This window comes from Pantoea sp. Pa-EAmG (genome assembly GCF_030024295.1).
GTDB lineage: Bacteria > Pseudomonadota > Gammaproteobacteria > Enterobacterales > Enterobacteriaceae > Pantoea > Pantoea dispersa.
This window is the reverse complement of record NZ_JASEWO010000006.1, coordinates 13,718-32,251: the sequence shown is the minus strand read 5'-3', so window position 1 is coordinate 32,251 and position 18,534 is coordinate 13,718. Positions and strand designations below refer to the sequence as shown.

The window sequence follows — 18,534 nt, the reverse complement described above, 5'->3', positions numbered from 1 at the left end:
TGACGGGCCTGCGGGCCCGTCTTCGCTTCACTCAGCTGGTGCGCATCGCCAGCATAATGCGCAACAGGCGCACCAGCAGCGCACCGCACCCCGCCCAGAATAGAGCACTCAGGCTCCACGCCGTCACCAGCAGCAAGCTGTGCGTCATCGGCATCACCAGCCACACCCACATCATGCCCAGCAGCGTCCCGCCCAGCGCGATCCACAGGGTGCCGATCAGCGGACTGTCCGGCTGCAGCAGCGCCATCACGATGCCCGGCAGCAGAAACAGCAGCAGTTCCGGCTGTCCACGCACCGCCTGCGTCGCGGCGGCGGACCAAAAATGATGTGCAAAAATAAACACCAGCGTATAAAGCATCACGCCCAGAACCGATGCTGGCCAGCGATTATTGCGCTGCAACATACCTCTCCTCAACTTTGACGTTAACAATATTGAAACTTTTAACTGCCCTGATGCGCTTACGTGGAAATAAAAAGAAACAGCTGAAGGCAGAAGGAATGAAAACTGCTGATAGCTGAGGGTGTTAATTATGATTAGAATGGCGCCGCTTTATGTGGGTCACAGATTAAGAACATTCGGTGACCGGGCCGTGCGCTGCCGTCACAAGATAGCGAAAAAATCCCCTCCCATCAACCCGTTACAGGTAAATAAGAAGTTAAACCGTGAATATTAACGTCGCAGAATTGTTAAGCGGAAATGACGTTCTGTTATTATTTGTCGTATTAGCCCTCGGCCTGTGCCTGGGTAAATTACGCCTTGGCTCCGTACAACTCGGTAATTCTATTGGTGTGCTGGTGGTTTCGCTGATTCTGGGTCAGCAACACTTCGCGATAAATACTGACGCCTTAAGTCTGGGCTTTATGCTGTTTATTTTTTGTGTCGGGGTGGAAGCCGGTCCCAACTTTTTCTCCATCTTTTTCCGCGACGGTAAGAACTATTTCTTTCTGGCAATCGTCATGGTGGTCAGCGCTCTGCTGATTGCGCTGACGCTCGGCAAACTGTTTGGCTGGGATATCGGCCTCACCGCCGGCATGCTGGCCGGCTCGATGACCTCAACGCCGGTGCTGGTGGGCGCAGGCGATACGCTGCGGCAAAGCATCAGCGACACGCAGCTGCTGGGTCGCATGCAGGATAACCTCAGCCTGGGTTACGCCCTCACCTATCTGATTGGGCTGGTCAGCCTGATTTTCGGCGCACGCTACCTGCCGCGCCTGCAGCATCAGGATTTGCCGACCTGCGCCCAGCAAATCGCGCGCGAGCGCGGTCTGGATGCGGACAGCCAGCGTAAAGTGTTCCTGCCGGTAATTCGTGCTTATCGCGTTGGTCCGGAGCTGGTTGAGTGGAGCGGCGGCAAAAACCTGCGCGAGCTGGGGATTCACCGTCAGACCGGCTGCTACATTGAGCGCCTGCGGCGTAACGGCATTCTCGCCAGCCCGGACGGTGATGCCGTGCTGCAGCTCGGCGACGAGATTTCCCTGGTGGGCTATCCGGATGCGCATGCGCGTCTCGACGCCAGTTTCCGTAATGGTAAAGAGGTGTTCGATCGCGATCTGCTCGACATGCGCATCGTCACCGAAGAGATCGTGGTGAAAAACCACAACGCGGTGAATAAACGCCTGAGCCATTTAAAACTGACCGATCACGGCTGCTTCCTTAACCGGGTAATTCGCAGCCAGATTGAGATGCCGATCGACGACAGCATTATGCTTAACAAAGGTGATGTGCTGCAGGTGAGCGGCGAAGCGCGCCGGGTGAAAAGCCTGGCCGATCGCATCGGCTTCATTGCTATTCACAGCCAGATGACCGATCTGCTGGCGTTCTGCGCCTTCTTTATCATCGGCCTGATGATCGGCATGATCACCTTCCAGTTCAGCAACTTCAGCTTTGGCCTGGGCAACGCCGCCGGGCTGCTGTTCGCCGGCATCATGCTCGGCTTCCTGCGCGCCAACCACCCGACGTTCGGCTACATCCCGCAGGGCGCACTGACCATGGTGAAAGAGTTTGGCCTGATGGTGTTTATGGCCGGGGTTGGCCTGAGCGCCGGCAGCGGGCTGCAGCACGGTCTCGGCAGTGCGGGCGCGCTGATGCTGCTGAGCGGCCTGCTGGTGAGTCTGTTACCGGTGGTGATTTGCTATCTGTTCGGCGCTTATGTGCTGCGCATGAACCGCGCGCTGCTGTTTGGTGCCATCATGGGCGCGCGCACCTGCGCACCGGCCATGGAGATCATCAGCGATACCGCGCGCAGCAGCATTCCGGCGCTCGGCTATGCCGGCACCTACGCCATTGCCAACGTCTTGCTGACGCTGGCGGGGACGCTGATCGTCATCATCTGGCCGCTTTTGCCTGTTTAAAAATATTTTTACACGCGTCAGAACTAATCGGACGCGATGCAGTCTGAATAAGTGCCACTGCTTTTCTTTGAAATCCCCAAATTGAGGAGCCCGTTAGCCTTCTGCTAGCGGGTTTTTTTATGCCTGCCGCGCGCGCCCTTAAGGTTTCCCTAAGCGTGATTTGCCACCCTGTGACTCTGGTTTCGCTATTTGCAAATATTCATGCAACTTTCATCAAAGTTAAACACTCCAACAACCCGCAGTGAGATTCGGAGCGCGGCTATTTATTCTCTGTCCGCGCGCTTCTACGCTATCAACCTTATTTTGCTGGCAATTCTGGCGCTGGCGTTTCTGTGGTGGTCGCGCCACGAAAGCCTCGACATCGCCATCAGCCAGCGCTGGTTTGATCCGCTCACCCGGCGTTTTCCGTGGCAACACAACCGCTGGCTGGATCTGATTAACCATCGGCTGATGAAGGATGTGATTATCGCTGGCGCGGTGCTGCTGTTACTGCGCGGCCTGCAACAGCGTGACGCCCGGCGCGTGCTGGTGGCCCTGCTGTTTGGCATGGGGCCGCTGGTGGTGGGCATGCTGAAGGCGCACAGCGCGCACTCCTGTCCGTGGGATCTGGCGCTGTTCGGTGGCAATGCCGCGAGCTTTCCGCTGCTGGCGGCGGTGCCGGCCAACAGTGGCCCGGGCCAGTGCTTTCCGGGCGGCCATGCTTCCAGCGGCTTTGCGTTGATGGCGCTGTTTTTTTTGTGGTGGCCGGAGCGTCCACGCCGCGCGCTGCTGGCGCAGGCAATGGGTATCGCCTGTGGCCTGCTGATGGGCTATGGCCAGGTGATGCGTGGTGCGCACTTTTTCTCCCACAATTTGTGGGCGGGCTGGTGGGTGTGGCTCAGCCAGCTGCTGATTTTTGCCGCAATTTCTTTTTGGGTAAACAAGACGAGGACGAGGAAACGTGATGGAAGCTCTTAACCACACCCTCTTTTTATGGATTAACGCCACGCCGGATTCACCCGCGTGGCTGCTCAGCCTGGCGACCTTTATCGCCAAAGATGTGATTGCTATTGTACCGTTGCTGATTGTCGCCCTGTGGCTGTGGGGACCGCGCGATCAGCTGCAGTCGCAGCGCGCGCTGGTGCTGAAAACCGGCATGGCGCTGATTTATGCGCTGAGCATCTCCTGGTGCGTGGGCCAGCTGCTGCCACACCCGCGCCCGTTCGCCATTGGCTTCGGTCATCAGTTCCTGTCACACGCCGCTGATGACTCCTATCCCAGCGATCACGGCACCACAATTTTTACCTTCGCACTGGCGTTTATTTTCTGGCACCGTCTGTGGTCCGGGGTGGTTTTGCTGGCGATTGGCAGCGCCATTGCCTGGTCACGCGTGTATCTCGGCGTGCACTGGCCGCTGGATATGCTGGGCGGTTTTCTGGTGGGGTTGCTTGGCTGTCTGGCTTCGCATCTGGCGTGGCAGCTGTACGGTCAGCGCATGCTGGCGCTGACGCATCAACTCTACCGCGCCCTGTTCGCGATGCCGATTAAAAAAGGCTGGGTGCGCGGATAAACTGCGCCGGCAGGCGGGTTAGCCACGGGCTGACCCGCCGCCCTGAGATTAACTGAACCACTTACCGAACCAGCCGTTGAATTTCATCATAATGAAATCCCAGATACGGCCAATAAAGCCGGCTTCCGGTACATCCTCCATCGCCACCAGCGGACGCTGTTCAATGGTTTTGCCATCCAGCTGGAAATCGATAGTACCCACTACCTGATTCTTTTTCAGCGGCGCTTCCAGCTGCGGTGTGTTGAGGGTAAAGCTGGCCTTGATATTTTTCATCTGCCCTTTCGGGATAGTGATCGCCGCATCCTTCGCCACGCCGAGGCTGACCTGGCTGTTTTCGCCAAACCACACGCGCTGCTGGGCAAACGGTTTATCCGCTTTAATCGGCGTAACGGTTTCATAGAAACGGAAGCCCCACGTCAGCAGCTTCTCACTCTCGCGGAAGCGGATTGCATCGGTCTGCGCGCCCAGTACCACCGAAATCAGACGCATATCGCCGTCCACCGCTGAAGCCACCAGATTGTTGCCCGCCCCCGAGGTATGCCCGGTTTTGATGCCGTCAACCTTGAGGTTGCTGCTCCACAGCAGCCGGTTGCGGTTCATCTGTTTGATATTATTAAAGGTAAATTCTTTTTCGCTGTTCAGCGCATACTCTTCCGGCACATCACCAATCAGGCGCTGGCCGATGATCGCCATGTCGCGTGCGGTGCTGTACTGGCCTTCGGCGTCCAGACCGTGCACCGTCATGAAGTGGGTGTTTTGCAGGCCAAAGGCTTTAACGTAATTGTTCATCAGGCCAATAAAGGCATCCTGACTGCCGGCGACATAGTCCGCCAGCGCAATACAGGCATCATTCCCCGACTGGATCACCACGCCCTTATTCAGTTCCGAGACCGGGATGCGATCGCCCGGCTTGAGGAACATCAGCGACGACCCGCGCAGTTTCGGATTGCCGGTGGCCCAGGCATCCTGGCCGATGGTCACCATGTCGTTACTGGTGATTTTGCCGGATTTCAGCGCCTGGCCGACCACGTAGCTGGTCATCATTTTGGTCAGACTGGCGGGATCAAGACGCTGGTCGGCATTGGACTCTGCCAGCACTTTGCCGCTGCTGTAGTCCATCAGAATCCACGCTTTGGCCTCAATCTGCGGTGGCGGAGGTGCCTGCTCGGCCTGAGTGGTGACGGGAACGAAAAGCAATAATAATGAACTGGCCGCCAGTGGCCGCCAGAATGAAGTCAGGGATGTTTTTCTCATGAGCGTGACCCAATTGTCCTTGTAAAATCACGGATTTGTGCAGATAAGACATGTCTTACCAAACGCTAACGGTTCACGCCGGTGAAAAAAACCGCCAAACCGTAAAGTTTTTTAGAGTTTGTTAGAGTAACCCTGGCATCAAGGCCGCTGCGCTGCCAGTGCGCGGGCGTCAGGGCAGAGGAAAAATTGCGAGAAATTCCGAATTTTCGCAGAACAGTTAAGCCAGTCACAAAATTCCGCTAACCTGATGCCAGTCAGCCCGAGGAGAATCATGATGGACTTAGCCGTTTTCGATCTGGATGAAACCCTGATTTGTGAAGACAGCACCAGCCTCTGGCTGCGCTGGCTGGTTTCGCAGGGGTTTGCACCGGAAGAGATCATTCGTCAGGAGCAGGCGCTGATGGCGCAATACCACGCCGGCAGCCTGTCGATTGAAGAGTACATGCGCACCACACTCTCACCGCTCACCGGCATGGCGACGCTCACCGTCGCAGGCTGGGTGCGGCGCTTTATTCATCGCGATATCCTGCCGCGCGTCTTTCCCGCCGCGCGCGAACGCATTCAGTGGCATCAGCAGCGTGGCGACACGGTAATGATTATTACCGCCAGCGGCGATCACCTCGCCGTGCCGATTGCGGAACGGCTGGGCGTACACGGCGCGCTGGCGATTGGCGTAGAAGTGGTCGATGAACGCTACAGCGGTAAGATTTACGGCACCGCCACTTACCGTGAAGGCAAAGTTTCACGACTCAGCGACTGGCGAGCGCTGCAGCAGGATCGACGCTTTGAGCGCACCTGGGCGTACAGCGATTCGATGAACGATCTGCCGCTGCTGTCGCATGCCGATCATGCATGGGTGATTAACCCGGACGCGCTGCTGCAGCAGGAAGCGCAGCAGCGCGGCTGGCAGGTGTGTAACTGGGTGCGCTGATTAACCGCGCGCGGCGCTGGCGGCCTCCGCCAGCCCGACTTTCAGCAGCTTGCCATTGGCCTCATCGGTCAGCACATACAGATAACCATCCGGCCCCTGACGGACATCGCGGATGCGTTCGCCACGGTCGCTCAGCAGCCGCTGCGCCTCTTCGACCTTCTCGCCGTTAACGCGCAGACGGATCAGAGATTTATCTTTCAGCGCACCGATAAACAGCGAGTTTTTCCACTGGGGAAAGCGCGCGCTATTGTAAAACGCCATGCCGCTGATAGCCGGCGATTGCTGCCAGTAAAACAGCGGCTGCTCAGTGCCGGCAACGGCGCTGCCCTGCGCTTCCGGCACTTTCTGCCCGCTGTAATCAATGCCGTATGTCGCCAGCGGCCAGCCATAATTTTTGCCCTTCGCCGCCAGATTCACCTCATCGCCGCCGCGCGGGCCGTGTTCACTCTCCCACATCTGCTGCGTCCATGGATTGAGCGCCAGCCCCTGCGGGTTGCGTACGCCGTAAGACCAGATCTCCGCGCGTGCGCCCTGACGATGGTTAAACGGATTATCCGCCGGCACCTTGCCGTCCTGCGTCAGACGGACAATTTTGCCCGACAGTTTGTCCAGTTGCTGCGCGCTGCGGCTGGCAAAGTTATCGCCGAACGCGATGTACAGATAGCCCTGGCGATCAAACGCCAGCCGCGTGCCGATGTTGGCACCGCCGGACAGTTTCGGCGTTTGCTCCAGCACCACCTTAAAATCCTGCAGCTGACGGAGATCTGCGCTGAGCGTGCCGTAACCCACTACGCCGCCCGCACGGCCGGTTTCATCGGCGGTGGTATAACTGAGCCACACCCGACGGCTTTGCGCGAAGTCCGGCGCCAGCACCACATCCAGCAGACCGCCCTGACGGTTGGCCCACACGTTGGGTACGCCGCTAATCGGCTGCGATAGCCCCCGGCCCGGCTGCCAGCTGCGCAGCTGTCCGGAACGTTCGGTAATCAGCAGGGTTTGCTGGTCGGGCAGAAACGCCACTGACCACGGATGATCGAGCTTGTCCTGTAACACCTGCACCTGGACATCGGCCGCCAGCGCGGTAAAGGAACCGCTGAGCGCGCCAGCCAGCAGCGCAACACGCCATAAACGCATAGGATTCTCCTTTTCACAGTCTGCCGTTAAGGGTAGTCAGCCGGTAAGAAAGGATGTGCAGGATTTACAAAACATTAAGCCCGGCGCAGTAGCCGGGCGGATAGCAGGCAGGATTATTCGAAGCAGGTTTCCGGGTTTTCCGACAGTGAAATGAAGGATTCACCGCCTTTGGTCAGGGCAATAATGCCGCCGCTTTCAATATCATAAACCCAGCCGTGCAGGCGCAGCTTGCCTTTGCGCAGCGCGACCGAAACGGAAGGATGCGTTTTGATATTGTTGAGCTGAGCAATCACGTTCTCTTTCACCATTTCGTTGAGGCGTTTCTCAACCGATTCGTAGTTGCGCTCTTCCACCACCGCTTTTGCCGCATTGGCGTAGTGCAGCCAGTGATCAACCGCCGGCATGCTCTCGAGATCGGCGTTGGACGCAATCGCGTTCATCGCACCGCAGTTGGAGTGACCACAAATGATAATTTCGGTTACGCCCAGCGCGACCACCGCATACTCGATGGTTGCTGACACGCCACCCGGCTCCGGACCAAACGGCGGGACGATGTTACCGGCGTTACGGATCACAAACAGCTGGCCCGGCTCCGACTGTGTCACCAGCTCTGGCACCAGACGGCTATCCGAACAGGAGATGAATAAAGCTTTAGGATTCTGGTTGGACGCCAGACTCTTGAAAAGATCCTTCCTTTCAGGAAACACATTCTGTTGAAAATTCAGAAAACCTTTGACGATCTCTTGCATTTGTCTGCTCTCACATTATCCACTTCAGCCCCGGCAGAGAGAAACTCACCGCTGGCGCGCTTTAAAATTCTGTAATGTCGATAATAACTTACAATTACTAACCCGATATTTAAGCAAAATCGACCCGCTTGCACAACCCGGATGTCCGCAACCCAGTGACTATTGAACGTGGGTTACCCTCAGCAAGCATAGCGTTAACATCAATTTTTGCCGCCAATCAGATTCTCACGCAGCCTATACATTTTCCCCGTCAACCTCTGTACAATCGCGCTCCTGTCCACCTTAATTATGATGAATTTTTATCCTTATGAGCCATGTCAAAAATCCGCCGCGTGTAGGCTTCGTCTCTCTCGGCTGCCCAAAAAACCTCGTCGACTCTGAACGCATCCTGACGGAGCTGCGGACAGAAGGCTACGACGTGGTGCCACGCTACGATGATGCGGAGATCGTCATCGTTAACACCTGTGGATTTATTGACAGTGCCGTACAGGAATCACTGGAAGCGATTGGTGAAGCGCTGAACGAGAACGGCAAAGTGATCGTCACCGGCTGCCTCGGCGCCAAAGTGGATCAGATTCGCGAAGTGCATCCGAAAGTACTGGAGATCACCGGCCCGCACAGCTACGAGCAGGTCCTGTCGCACGTGCACACTTACGTGCCAAAACCCGAGCACAACCCGTTCCTCAGCCTGGTGCCGGAACAGGGCGTGAAGCTGACGCCGCGCCACTACGCTTACCTGAAAATTTCCGAAGGCTGTAACCATCGCTGCACTTTCTGCATCATTCCGTCAATGCGTGGCGATCTGGACAGCCGTCCGATTGGCGCGGTACTTGATGAAGCTAAACGTCTGGTGGAAGCCGGCGTAAAAGAGCTGCTGGTGATCTCGCAGGACACCTCCGCGTACGGCGTCGATGTTAAACACCGCACCGGTTTCTGGAACGGTTCGCCGGTGAAAACCAGCATGGTCAGCCTGTGTGAGCAGCTGGCAAAACTCGGCGTCTGGGTGCGTCTGCACTACGTTTATCCGTATCCGCACGTGGATGATGTGATCCCGCTGATGGCCGAAGGCAAAATCCTGCCTTACCTCGATATTCCACTGCAGCACGCCAGCCCGCGCATCCTGAAGCTGATGAAGCGTCCGGGCGCGGTTGAGCGCACGCTGGAGCGCATCAAACGCTGGCGTGAAATCTGTCCGGAGCTGACGCTGCGTTCCACCTTCATCGTGGGTTTCCCGGGCGAAACCGAAGAAGATTTCCAGATGCTGCTCGACTTCCTGCGTGAAGCGCGCCTCGATCGCGTTGGCTGCTTCCAGTACAGCCCGGTTGAAGGCGCCACGGCTAACCAGCTGCCGGATCAGGTCCCGGACGACGTCAAGCAGGCGCGTTTTGACCGCTTCATGCAGCTGCAGCAGCAGATCTCCGCAGAGCGTCTGCAGGAGAAAATCGGTCGCGAGATTCTGGTGATCATCGATGAAGTGGATGAAGAAGGCGCGGTCGGCCGTAGCATGGCCGACGCCCCGGAAATCGACGGTGCGGTGTACCTGAATGGCGATCGCCAGGTGAAGGTCGGCGAGGTGGTGCGGGTCAAAGTCGAACACGCCGACGAATACGACCTGTGGGGCTCGCGCGTTTAACCGTACTTTTGCTGGTGCGCTTTTTTGCGCGCCAGATAATCGTTATCGGCGCGCAGCCGGTCCCAGCACGCTTTGAACACGGCCGCCGCAGCGGCCTTTTCTTTTTCTACCGTACGCGGCAGCTCTTTGCCGTCGGCACCGTATTTCCGTCCGCCCTGATGATTGCTGTAGCGGCGCGCGCGGGTGTAACCCATCTGAATAAATTTGCGCGCCATATCCATACCGACAAAATCATCCTGCGCGCGATACGCCTCGAACAGCTGCATGATTTTTTCTGATGACTGCTGCGCCAGCTCGACGGTGCGAAAGCGCCAGTGCGGCAGAATTTCGCTCTTATAAGGTTCCACCATCAGCACCCCCTGCTCGCCGCGCCCGACCTGATACAGCTCCGGATGCTGACGGAAGTCGAGCTGTTTAAAATCCTGCTGGTAATTGAAGGGTTTCATCCCCTGGCCTCCTGTCCGTAACCATTACTGCGGTGAATTATTTCGCTGCCGCACTTTAGTGATGCTTTTTTCCACCGATAACATAACTACCGGCTCATTTGCTAAGAGATGCTCACATGTTCAACAAGATGAAAATTGTGACCGCCATTGTGGTTATTCTGGTGGTATTCACAGCCATGCAGGCCATATCCGGCTCGCTCTTTTTCTCCTCGCTGCGCGCGGGACAACATAATTTCACCGCCAGCAATCAGTTGTCTCATCAGCAGCGCGAGCTGGGCGACGGCTGGCAAACGCTGGTGAAAACCCGCGTCACCATCAACCGCGTGGCGATCCGTATTCTGAAAAATCAGACTGACGAGCAGTCGCTGACGGCGATCAACAAGCTGCTGCTGGCAGCCGGTGCCTCGCTGGAAGCGGCGCAGCAGCACTTCAATCAGTATAGAAGCTATCCGCGCATCGACGGCCAGAGTGCGTCGACCGCCGATCTGATCGACAATAAATTCAAAGCGTTTGCCGCGCTGCTGCAGCAGTCCGCCGTGTTTCTGAAAGCCAATAACTACGCGGCCTACGGCAACCTCGATGCGCAGCAGGCGCAGGATGAACTGGAACAGGCTTATCAGCAGTGGCGCGATGAAAACATGCAGCTGATTAATCAGCGCAGCCTGCAAAATGACAGCAACTATCAGCAGGTGCTGATCATGATTGCCGTCATCGCGCTGGTGGTGGTGCTGATGGTGGCGGCGGTATGGACGCTGGTACGCCGCGTGCTGCTGGCACCGATGCAGCAGGTGCAGCAGCAGATCGAGCGCTTTGCCGAAGGCGATTTGTCAGCCGGCCTGCAGGTGGCAGGCCGCAGTGAAATGGCGGCCATTGCCGCCAGCCTGAATCATATGCAGCAGGCGCTGCTTGGTACCATTAATAACGTGCGCGACAGCGCGGATGCCATTTTTGGCAGCGCCAGTGCCATCGCCAACGGTAATAACGATCTCTCGGCGCGCACCGAACAGCAGGCTGCCTCACTGGAAGAGACCGCCGCCAGCATGGAACAGCTGACCGCGACCGTGAAGCAGAATGCTGACAACGCGCGTCAGGCCACGCAGCTGGCGAAAACCGCGTCGGACACCGCCGATAAAGGCGGTAGCGTGGTGGAAGGCGTGGTGAAAACCATGCGTGACATTGCGGACAGCTCGAAAAAAATCGCCGACATTACCAGCGTCATCGACGGTATCGCTTTCCAGACCAACATTCTGGCGCTTAACGCCGCGGTAGAAGCGGCGCGTGCCGGTGAGCAGGGGCGCGGTTTTGCGGTGGTGGCGGGCGAAGTGCGCAACCTGGCCCAGCGCAGCGCGCAGGCGGCGAAAGAGATCAAACTGCTGATTGAAAACTCCGTGCAGCGCGTGGATCTCGGTTCGCAGCAGGTCAGCAGCGCTGGCGATACCATGCAGGAGATTGTCAGCGCGGTGACGCGCGTCACCGATATCATGGGCGAGATTGCCTCGGCCTCCGATGAGCAGAGCCGCGGTATTGACCAGATTGGCCAGGCGGTGAATGAGATGGATCGCGTGACGCAGCAAAACGCCACGCTGGTGCAGGAATCGGCCAGCGCCTCGGCATCGCTGGAGCAGCAGGCCAGCCGATTGTCATCGGCGGTGGCGCGTTTCAACACCGGCGCACGCCCGGCCGCTGCGGTAACCGAGCGGGTGGTGAAACCGGTGCTGCCCGCCCCGACCCGCGCCCTGCCCGCGGCGGTGAGCCACGGTAACGACAACTGGGAAACGTTTTGATGCGCTGAGGCGTAAAAGGATACCGGTGCGCATGAATGCGCACCCTACAACAAGCAATGCCGCTGGACATTAATGTGCGAGCGGTAAAAAACGCGCAATGCCCTCATATCTCAATGTGCAGCCGACAATATGTTGCGCAATGACCTTGTAGGGTCGCCATTCATGGTGACCCAAATACTGCACTGACAAATATTTCCCCTGAATAGCGGCACCGTGGCTCCGGTTCATGCCTGCCAGCTCGAAAATCAGCTCTTCAGTTTCGGGTCCAGCGCATCGCGCAGGCCGTCGCCCAGCAGATTGAACGCCAGCACGGTGAGAAAAATCGCCAGGCTGGGGAAGATCGCCACGTGCGGTGCAATCACCATATCGGCGCGCGCTTCGTTGAGCATCGCGCCCCACTCCGGCGTCGGCGGCTGCGCGCCCAGGCCGAGAAAGGACAGGCTGGCAGCGGTGATGATCGAGGTGCCGATACGCATGGTGAAATAGACCACAATCGACGACACCGTACCGGGCAAAATGTGACGCATGATAATGGTCCAGTCGGAGGCACCAATACTGCGCGCCGACTCGATATAGGTCTGATGTTTCAGCACCAGCGTATTGCCACGCACCAGACGGGCAAATGCCGGAATACTGAAAATCGCCACTGCCACAATGACGTTGCTCATGCCGCTGCCCATGATCGCCACCACCGCGATCGCCAGCAGGATGCCGGGAAACGCAAACAACACATCGCAGATGCGCATGGTGATGCGATCCCACCAGCCTTCGTAATAGCCCGCCAGCAACCCCAGCACGGTGCCGATCACCGTGCCAATCGCCACCGAGAAGAAGCCAGCGATCAGCGAAATGCGCGTCCCGACCAGCACCCTGCTGAAGATATCGCGTCCAAGGGAATCGACGCCAAACAGATGCATCCACGACGGCCCTTCGTTGAGCCGGTCGTAGTCAAAATAGTTTTCGGCATCAAACGGGGCGATCCACGGGGCGATAAACGCCACCACAATCAGCAGCAGCACAAATGCGCCCGCCAGCAGCGCCACATGCTGACGGCGAAAGCGCCGCCAGAATTCACGCCACGGCGTGCGAACCCGGTTTTCCGTCATCAGCGGCAGGGATTTCAGTGCCGCCTCGCGTCGCCAGTTCTTCAATTGCGACTCCTTACCTGTAGCGAATAGCCGGGTTGATCGCCGCGTAAAGCATATCGACGATCAGGTTAATCAGAATGAACTCCAGCGAGAACAGCAGCACCTCGGCCTGAATCACCGGGTAATCGCGCATCTCCACCGAATCCACCAGCAGACGACCCAGTCCGGGCCAGTTAAACACCACTTCCACCACAATCGAGCCGCCGAGCAGAAAGCCGAACTGCAGCCCCATCATGGTGACCACCGGAATCATGGCATTGCGCAGCCCGTGTTTGACCACCACCAGCGATTCGCGCACCCCTTTGGCACGCGCGGTGCGCATATAATCTTCCTGCATCACCTCAACGAACGAAGCGCGGGTAAAGCGCGCCATCACCGCGGCCACGGCGGCACCGAGCGTAATTGACGGCAGAATGTAGTGCTGCCAGCTGTCGGCGCCCACCGTTGGCAACCAGCCGAGCTCGACCGAAAAGACCTGCATCAGCAGCATGCCCAGCGCAAACGCCGGAAAGGAGATGCCGGAAACCGCCAGCGTCATGCCGATGCGGTCCGGCCAGCGATTGCGCCATACCGCCGAAACGATGCCGATCGCCATGCCAAACACCACCGCCCACACCATGCTGCTCAGCGTCAGCCACAGAGTAGGAAAAAAGCGCGCGGCAATTTCGGCAGAGACCGGCCGCTTTGACACCATCGACTGACCAAAATCACCCTGCAAAGCATTGAGGATAAAGTGCCAGAATTGCTGAATCAGCGGCTGATCGAGCCCCAGCTCCTGACGCACCAGCGCCACCACTGAGGCATCCGCTTCCGGTCCGGCAATCAGGCGCGCCGGATCGCCCGGCAGAAGATGCACAAACAGGAATACCAGCACTGCGACAATCAGCAGCGTGGGAATCAGCCCGAGCAGGCGTTTAAGAAAATAGTTGAGCATGCGAAATCCCGCGCAGCATCGGCCAGCCCCGTAAGGCTGGCCGCGTCTGTTACTTCAGATCCGCCTCATCAAAATTGAATGAGGTATCGGGCATGACGTAAAAACCGGTCAGGTTTTTATTGTTCGCAGACAGCAGCTGCTCCACCACCAGCGGAATCCACGGGTGATCGTTCCAGATGCGGTCCTGCGCATCTTTATACAGTCTGGCTTTCTGGTCGCGATCGGTGGTCTTCAGCGCATCCGCCAGGTCTTTATCCACCTGCGGGTTGCTGTAGAACGCGGTGTTGAAGATCGCCGGTGGCCACGAGCTGGTAGCGAACAGCGGCGTCAGCGCCCAGTCGGCTTCGCCGGTGGAGGCTGACCAGCCGGTGTAAAACATGCGCACCCCGCTCTCTTTCTGCCCTTTACTCTCTACTTCCGCCGCGCGCTGGCCGGCATCCATCGCCGTGACTTTTACCTTCACGCCTACCTGCGCCAGTTGCTGCTGGGTAAACTGCAGCACTTTCTGCGCGGTGCTGTGGTTATGCGATGACCACAGCGTGGTTTCGAAACCGTTCGGGTAGCCCGCTTCCTTCAGCAACTCGCGCGCTTTGGCCGGATCGTATTTGATGGCCGGATAGCTCTGGGCAAAATCAATGCGCGGCGGCACGATGCCGGTGGCTGGCGTGGCGTAACCGGCAAAGGCCACTTTCGCCAGCGCCTGGCGATTGATGGCGTACTCCAGCGCTTCGCGCACTTTCGGGTTATCGAACGGCTTTTGTGTCACGTTGAGGCTGATGTAACGCTGCATGATCGATGGTGTGGTCACCACATCCAGCTTGCTATTGCCCTGCAACAGTTTGGCCTGCTCTAACGGCACCGGGAAGGCAAAGCTGGCCTCGCCGGTTTGCAGCATCGCCGCGCGGGTGTTGTTATCCACCACCGGACGCCAGGTAATGCTGTCGAGTTTCGGATAGCCTGGTTTCCAGTAGCCCGACCACTTTTTCACTTTGATAAAGTCGGTCTGGTTCCAGGTGTCAAAGGTATAAGGTCCGGTACCTACCGGATGGAAACCGATGTCCTTGCCATATTTTTTCAGCGCGGTTGGCGAAATCATCACCGCAGCCGGATGCGCCAGATTGTTGATAAACGCTGAGAACGGCTGCTTCAGGGTAATTTTCACCGTGGACGGATCGACCACTTCGGTGGTGGCGATATATTTAAACAGGTTATAGCGCTTGAGATGGTTGTCCGGATTGCTGGCGCGGTCGAGGTTGACCTTCACCGCTTCGGCATTGAAATCCGTGCCATCCTGGAATTTCACGCCCGGACGCAGTTTGATGGTGTAAGTCAGCCCATCGCTGCTGGCCTGATAGCTTTCGGCCAGCACGTTGACCAGCTTCATGTCTTTATCGAAGCCGAACAGCCCCTGATAGAAAGACTTGGCCACCGCCTGCGACAGCGTGTCGTTGGCGTCGTACGGATCCAGCGTGGTGAAGGTCGACGCCACGGCAATCACCGCATCTTTGGCCGCCCAGGCGGGCAGCGCCAGCGCCGAACTCAACAACCCGGCAGTGATGACCCCTTTTCGCATGATATGGTGCATCGTTATCGTTCTCCTGTAGTCCCTGTCTTGCGCGCCCTGCACAGAGGGCGCGGTTGGTTGCTGCTCAGGCGCCGCTAATGGCATGGCGGGCGACAAAATGGCCCGGCGCCACTTCCAGTAACGGTGCCACTTCCGGCTCATCACCCAGCGGGCGAATCGGGCTGGGGATCTCATCGACCATCAGCGCCCGCTCGCGGTGCCGATGCGCCGGATCGGCCACCGGCACCGCGGCCATCAGTTTTTTGGTATAAGGATGGCGCGGCTGTTCGAATACCGCCTGACGCGGCCCCATCTCCACAATCTGTCCGAGATACATCACCGCCACGCGATGGCTGATGCGCTCCACCACCGCCATGTCGTGGGAAATAAACAGGAAGGCGATGCCAAATTCACGCTGTAAATCCAGCATCAGATTGATGATCTGCGCCTGAATCGACACATCCAGCGCGGAGACGGACTCGTCGGCGATCACTACTTTAGGATTGAGCGCCAGCGCGCGTGCGATGCAGATACGCTGGCGCTGACCGCCAGAAAACTCGTGCGGGTAGCGCTGCGCGTGTTCGGGTAGCAGACCGACGCGTTCCAGCAGCCAGGCGACGCGTTTCTCTGCCTGCGTGCGCCCCATGCTGCGATGCACCAGCAGCGGCTCCATAATTGAAAAGCCGACGGTAAGGCGCGGATCGAGCGACGCATACGGATCCTGAAAGATAAACTGAATATCGCGGCGCAGCGTGGCCAGCGCCCTGCCCTGCAGTGCATCAATGCGCTGGCCGTCAAAGGTGATGCTGCCGCCCTGGCTGGCGACCAGCCGCAGCAGCGAGCGTCCGGTGGTGGATTTGCCGCAGCCGGACTCGCCCACCAGCGCGAGGGTTTCGCCTGCATAAAGATCGAAACTGACTTTTTCCACCGCGTGGACGCGGCGCTTCACCCGATTGAGCAGCCCGCCACGAATATCAAAGCGCGTCACCAGATCGCGCACCTGTAAAATCGGCGGACGATCGTGACGCACGGTATCCTGCGGCGTGCTGGCCTCTTCGCGGCCGTTGGTATGCAGCAGCGGAAACTTCGCCGGCAGCGGCTGGCCGCTCATCGCCCCGAGCTTTGGCACGGCCGCCAGCAGCGCGCGGGTATACGGCTGCTGCGGCGCGTCGAACAACTGCTGCACCGGCGCGCGCTCAACCACATCGCCGCGATACATCACCTGCACGCGATCGGCCATCTCCGCCACCACGCCCATATCATGGGTAATAAAGATGACGCCCATCTGCATCTCTTTTTGCAGCACACGAATCAGCTGCAGAATCTGCGCCTGGATGGTGACGTCCAGCGCGGTGGTCGGCTCATCGGCAATCAGCAGCGCCGGCTTGCACGACAGCGCCATGGCGATCATCACGCGCTGGCGCATACCGCCGGAGAGCTGATGCGGATAGCGCGACAGCACATTGTGCGCTTCCGGAATGCGCACCAGATCCAGCATGCGTCGCGCTTCGGCCTGCGCCTGCTGGTGACTTTTACCCTGATGCAAACGAATAGATTCGGCGATCTGTTCACCGACGGTGAACACCGGGTTGAGCGACGTCATCGGCTCCTGAAAGATCATCGCCATGTCCGCACCGCGCACCCGGCGCATCTGGCTGGCGGACGCCCGCATCACATCCAGCACCTCGCCGTTGCGCCGCCGCAGCAGAATTTCACCGCTGACCGCGCCGCCGGCCTGTGCAATCAGACGCATCAGCGCCAGCGACGTCACCGATTTACCCGAGCCCGATTCGCCCACCAGCGCCAGCGTTTCTCCGCGATGCAGATCGAGTGAAAGCTGCCGCACGGCGTCCGTCACGCGCCCTTCATGCTCAAAGCGCACGCAGAGATCGCGTACCGCCAGCACCTGCTGCGGCGCAAACTGCTGCTGTAGATCCGTCATGCCTGCTCCTTAGCTGTCGCGGTAAATCGCCACCTCAACCTCGCCGCCCACATAAGCGAATCCGCGGTACATGCCTTCGCTGTTAAACGGCAGCGCCACGTTGCCGTGGGCATCAACGGCAATCAGCCCGCCGCTACCCTCCAGCTCCTGCACTTTGTCATGAATCACGCTGGCGGTGGCCTGTTGTAGCGAACGACCGCCATATTCCATCTGCGCTGAGACATCGTAAGCCGCCAGCGTACGAATAAACACTTCGCCGGTACCGGTACAGGAGACCGCCACGGTGGCGTTGTTGGCATAGCAGCCGGCGCCCGCCAGCGGTGAATCGCCGACGCGGCCCGCCTGCTTGTTGGTCATGCCGCCGGTGGAGGTGGCAGCCGCCAGATTACCCTGCAAATCGAGCGCCACCGCGCCCACGGTACCAAATTTGCGATCCGGGTCCAGCGGATCGCTCCCCTGCACCGCGCCATCATGATCCAGCAGCATTTGTTCGCTGCCCAGCGCGCGCTGCAGTTGCTCCCAGCGTTCTGGCGTCGAGAAGAAATCAGGCTCGACCGGCGTCAGCCCCTGTTGCGCGGCAAAGGCTTCCGCCCCACTGCCAATGAAGAGCACGTGCGGACTGGCTTCCAGCACTTTACGCGCGGCAAGAATCGGATTGCGGATCCGGCTGACGCCAGCGACGGCGCCGATATCCAGCGTACGGCCATCCATCAGGCTGGCATCCAGTTCATGGGTGCCCTGATGGGTGAACACGGCCCCTCTGCCGGCATTGAACAGCGGACACTCTTCCAGCAGCCGCACCGCTTCGGTCACGGCATCCAGCGCGCTACCGCCGCTGGCCAGAATCTGCTGGCCGGCGCTGACAATCGCGGCCAGTTGCTGACGATAGTGCTGCTCTTTTTCGGCGCTCATTGCCGCACGCGTAATCGCGCCGGCGCCGCCGTGAATTGCGATAACTGCTTTAGCCATAACCGTTACCCTGTCAAGGAATCAGAGCCAAAAACACTGATTTAGAATGGTTTTCATCTTTTTTTGGCAATTTTCGACTATAGAAAGCCCCTCCCTGCTTGTAAAGCAGAAAGTGTATCAGCGGTCATAACCTTTTAATGTGGAT

The 18,534-nt window shown here is 58.5% G+C and carries 16 protein-coding genes; 6 read left to right on the top strand and 10 right to left on the bottom strand.

Features of this window, described 5'->3' with window-relative positions:
- Positions 1-31: 31 nt before the first annotated feature.
- Entirely contained in the window at positions 32-403 is a 372-nt protein-coding gene (gene ybjM, locus QMM04_RS01915; protein WP_021508386.1) for an inner membrane protein YbjM, read from the bottom strand.
- 260 nt (positions 404-663) lie between these two features.
- Here ybjM and QMM04_RS01910 point away from each other — a divergent pair, with 260 nt between their 5' ends.
- The 3 genes from QMM04_RS01910 (at position 664) to ybjG (ending at position 3,901) form a co-directional block, all read left to right on the top strand.
- On the top strand, positions 664-2,352 hold the full coding sequence (locus QMM04_RS01910; RefSeq protein WP_021508387.1) for an aspartate:alanine antiporter: 1,689 nt from the start codon (positions 664-666) through the stop codon (positions 2,350-2,352).
- Positions 2,353-2,553: 201 nt separating this feature from the next.
- On the top strand, positions 2,554-3,309 hold the full coding sequence (locus QMM04_RS01905; protein ID WP_104187014.1) for a phosphatase PAP2 family protein: 756 nt from the start codon (positions 2,554-2,556) through the stop codon (positions 3,307-3,309).
- Positions 3,296-3,901 carry an undecaprenyl-diphosphate phosphatase gene (gene ybjG, locus QMM04_RS01900; RefSeq protein ID WP_021508389.1) on the top strand — a complete coding sequence of 202 codons (606 nt, stop codon included), beginning with the start codon at positions 3,296-3,298 and terminating at the stop codon, positions 3,899-3,901. Before QMM04_RS01905 ends, ybjG begins: the two co-directional genes overlap by 14 nt.
- Positions 3,902-3,949: 48 nt before the next feature.
- Here the strand turns inward: ybjG and QMM04_RS01895 are convergent, their stop codons facing one another.
- A complete protein-coding gene (locus QMM04_RS01895) occupies positions 3,950-5,155 on the bottom strand; it encodes a serine hydrolase (protein ID WP_282995530.1) in 1,206 nt (401 codons plus the stop codon).
- Positions 5,156-5,429: 274 nt separating this feature from the next.
- Between QMM04_RS01895 and QMM04_RS01890 the strand changes: the two genes are divergently transcribed.
- Positions 5,430-6,086 (top strand): HAD family hydrolase, encoded by a 657-nt coding sequence (locus QMM04_RS01890; RefSeq protein ID WP_058769524.1) that lies wholly within the window; start codon positions 5,430-5,432, stop codon positions 6,084-6,086.
- Here the strand turns inward: QMM04_RS01890 and QMM04_RS01885 are convergent, their stop codons facing one another.
- Complete coding sequence (locus QMM04_RS01885; RefSeq protein WP_282995529.1) at positions 6,087-7,220, bottom strand: PQQ-dependent sugar dehydrogenase; 1,134 nt, start codon at positions 7,218-7,220, stop codon at positions 6,087-6,089.
- Positions 7,221-7,333: 113 nt separating this feature from the next.
- On the bottom strand, positions 7,334-7,969 hold the full coding sequence (locus tag QMM04_RS01880) for a carbonic anhydrase (protein WP_021508393.1): 636 nt from the start codon (positions 7,967-7,969) through the stop codon (positions 7,334-7,336).
- Between the two features lie 307 nt (positions 7,970-8,276).
- Here QMM04_RS01880 and rimO point away from each other — a divergent pair, with 307 nt between their 5' ends.
- Positions 8,277-9,602, top strand: coding sequence for a 30S ribosomal protein S12 methylthiotransferase RimO (rimO, locus tag QMM04_RS01875; protein WP_104187018.1), 1,326 nt, complete (start codon positions 8,277-8,279; stop codon positions 9,600-9,602).
- Here the strand turns inward: rimO and QMM04_RS01870 are convergent.
- Entirely contained in the window at positions 9,599-10,048 is a 450-nt protein-coding gene (locus QMM04_RS01870) for a DUF4385 domain-containing protein (RefSeq protein WP_021508397.1), read from the bottom strand. The two genes, rimO and QMM04_RS01870, sit on opposite strands and share 4 nt — an antisense overlap.
- Positions 10,049-10,164: 116 nt before the next feature.
- Here QMM04_RS01870 and QMM04_RS01865 point away from each other — a divergent pair, with 116 nt between their 5' ends.
- A complete protein-coding gene (locus QMM04_RS01865) occupies positions 10,165-11,832 on the top strand; it encodes a methyl-accepting chemotaxis protein (RefSeq protein ID WP_282995528.1) in 1,668 nt (555 codons plus the stop codon).
- A 245-nt stretch (positions 11,833-12,077) separates the two neighbouring features.
- Here the strand turns inward: QMM04_RS01865 and gsiD are convergent, their stop codons facing one another.
- The 5 genes from gsiD to QMM04_RS01840 form a co-directional block, all read right to left on the bottom strand.
- On the bottom strand, positions 12,078-12,983 hold the full coding sequence (gene gsiD / locus QMM04_RS01860) for a glutathione ABC transporter permease GsiD (RefSeq protein WP_058757796.1): 906 nt from the start codon (positions 12,981-12,983) through the stop codon (positions 12,078-12,080).
- Positions 12,984-12,993: 10 nt separating this feature from the next.
- The gene (gene gsiC / locus QMM04_RS01855) at positions 12,994-13,914 is read right to left on the bottom strand and encodes a glutathione ABC transporter permease GsiC (protein WP_021508400.1); all 921 of its coding nucleotides are present in this window, start codon (positions 13,912-13,914) and stop codon (positions 12,994-12,996) included.
- 49 nt (positions 13,915-13,963) lie between these two features.
- Positions 13,964-15,499 carry a glutathione ABC transporter substrate-binding protein GsiB gene (gene gsiB / locus QMM04_RS01850; protein WP_282995527.1) on the bottom strand — a complete coding sequence of 512 codons (1,536 nt, stop codon included), beginning with the start codon at positions 15,497-15,499 and terminating at the stop codon, positions 13,964-13,966.
- Between the two features lie 64 nt (positions 15,500-15,563).
- The gene (gene gsiA, locus QMM04_RS01845; protein ID WP_275025570.1) at positions 15,564-17,420 is read right to left on the bottom strand and encodes a glutathione ABC transporter ATP-binding protein GsiA; all 1,857 of its coding nucleotides are present in this window, start codon (positions 17,418-17,420) and stop codon (positions 15,564-15,566) included.
- A gap of 9 nt (positions 17,421-17,429) precedes the next feature.
- Positions 17,430-18,389 carry an isoaspartyl peptidase/L-asparaginase gene (locus QMM04_RS01840; protein ID WP_125308430.1) on the bottom strand — a complete coding sequence of 320 codons (960 nt, stop codon included), beginning with the start codon at positions 18,387-18,389 and terminating at the stop codon, positions 17,430-17,432.
- Between the last annotated feature and the right edge of the window lie 145 nt (positions 18,390-18,534).

What these genes read in the sequence shown, in the direction of transcription:
- QMM04_RS01890 (WP_058769524.1), top strand. Translation starts at nt 5,430, where the DNA reads ATGGACTTAGCCGTTTTCGATCTGGATGAAACCCTGATTTGTGAAGAC.
- QMM04_RS01865 (WP_282995528.1), top strand. Translation starts at nt 10,165, where the DNA reads ATGTTCAACAAGATGAAAATTGTGACCGCCATTGTGGTTATTCTGGTG.
- QMM04_RS01885 (WP_282995529.1), bottom strand. Translation starts at nt 7,220, where the DNA reads ATGCGTTTATGGCGTGTTGCGCTGCTGGCTGGCGCGCTCAGCGGTTCC.
- QMM04_RS01870 (WP_021508397.1), bottom strand. Translation starts at nt 10,048, where the DNA reads ATGAAACCCTTCAATTACCAGCAGGATTTTAAACAGCTCGACTTCCGT.
- ybjM (WP_021508386.1), bottom strand. Translation starts at nt 403, where the DNA reads ATGTTGCAGCGCAATAATCGCTGGCCAGCATCGGTTCTGGGCGTGATG.
- QMM04_RS01895 (WP_282995530.1), bottom strand. Translation starts at nt 5,155, where the DNA reads ATGAGAAAAACATCCCTGACTTCATTCTGGCGGCCACTGGCGGCCAGT.
- QMM04_RS01905 (WP_104187014.1), top strand. Translation starts at nt 2,554, where the DNA reads ATGCAACTTTCATCAAAGTTAAACACTCCAACAACCCGCAGTGAGATT.
- gsiA (WP_275025570.1), bottom strand. Translation starts at nt 17,420, where the DNA reads ATGACGGATCTACAGCAGCAGTTTGCGCCGCAGCAGGTGCTGGCGGTA.
- rimO (WP_104187018.1), top strand. Translation starts at nt 8,277, where the DNA reads ATGAGCCATGTCAAAAATCCGCCGCGTGTAGGCTTCGTCTCTCTCGGC.
- ybjG (WP_021508389.1), top strand. Translation starts at nt 3,296, where the DNA reads ATGGAAGCTCTTAACCACACCCTCTTTTTATGGATTAACGCCACGCCG.
- QMM04_RS01880 (WP_021508393.1), bottom strand. Translation starts at nt 7,969, where the DNA reads ATGCAAGAGATCGTCAAAGGTTTTCTGAATTTTCAACAGAATGTGTTT.
- gsiC (WP_021508400.1), bottom strand. Translation starts at nt 13,914, where the DNA reads ATGCTCAACTATTTTCTTAAACGCCTGCTCGGGCTGATTCCCACGCTG.
- QMM04_RS01840 (WP_125308430.1), bottom strand. Translation starts at nt 18,389, where the DNA reads ATGGCTAAAGCAGTTATCGCAATTCACGGCGGCGCCGGCGCGATTACG.
- gsiB (WP_282995527.1), bottom strand. Translation starts at nt 15,499, where the DNA reads ATGCACCATATCATGCGAAAAGGGGTCATCACTGCCGGGTTGTTGAGT.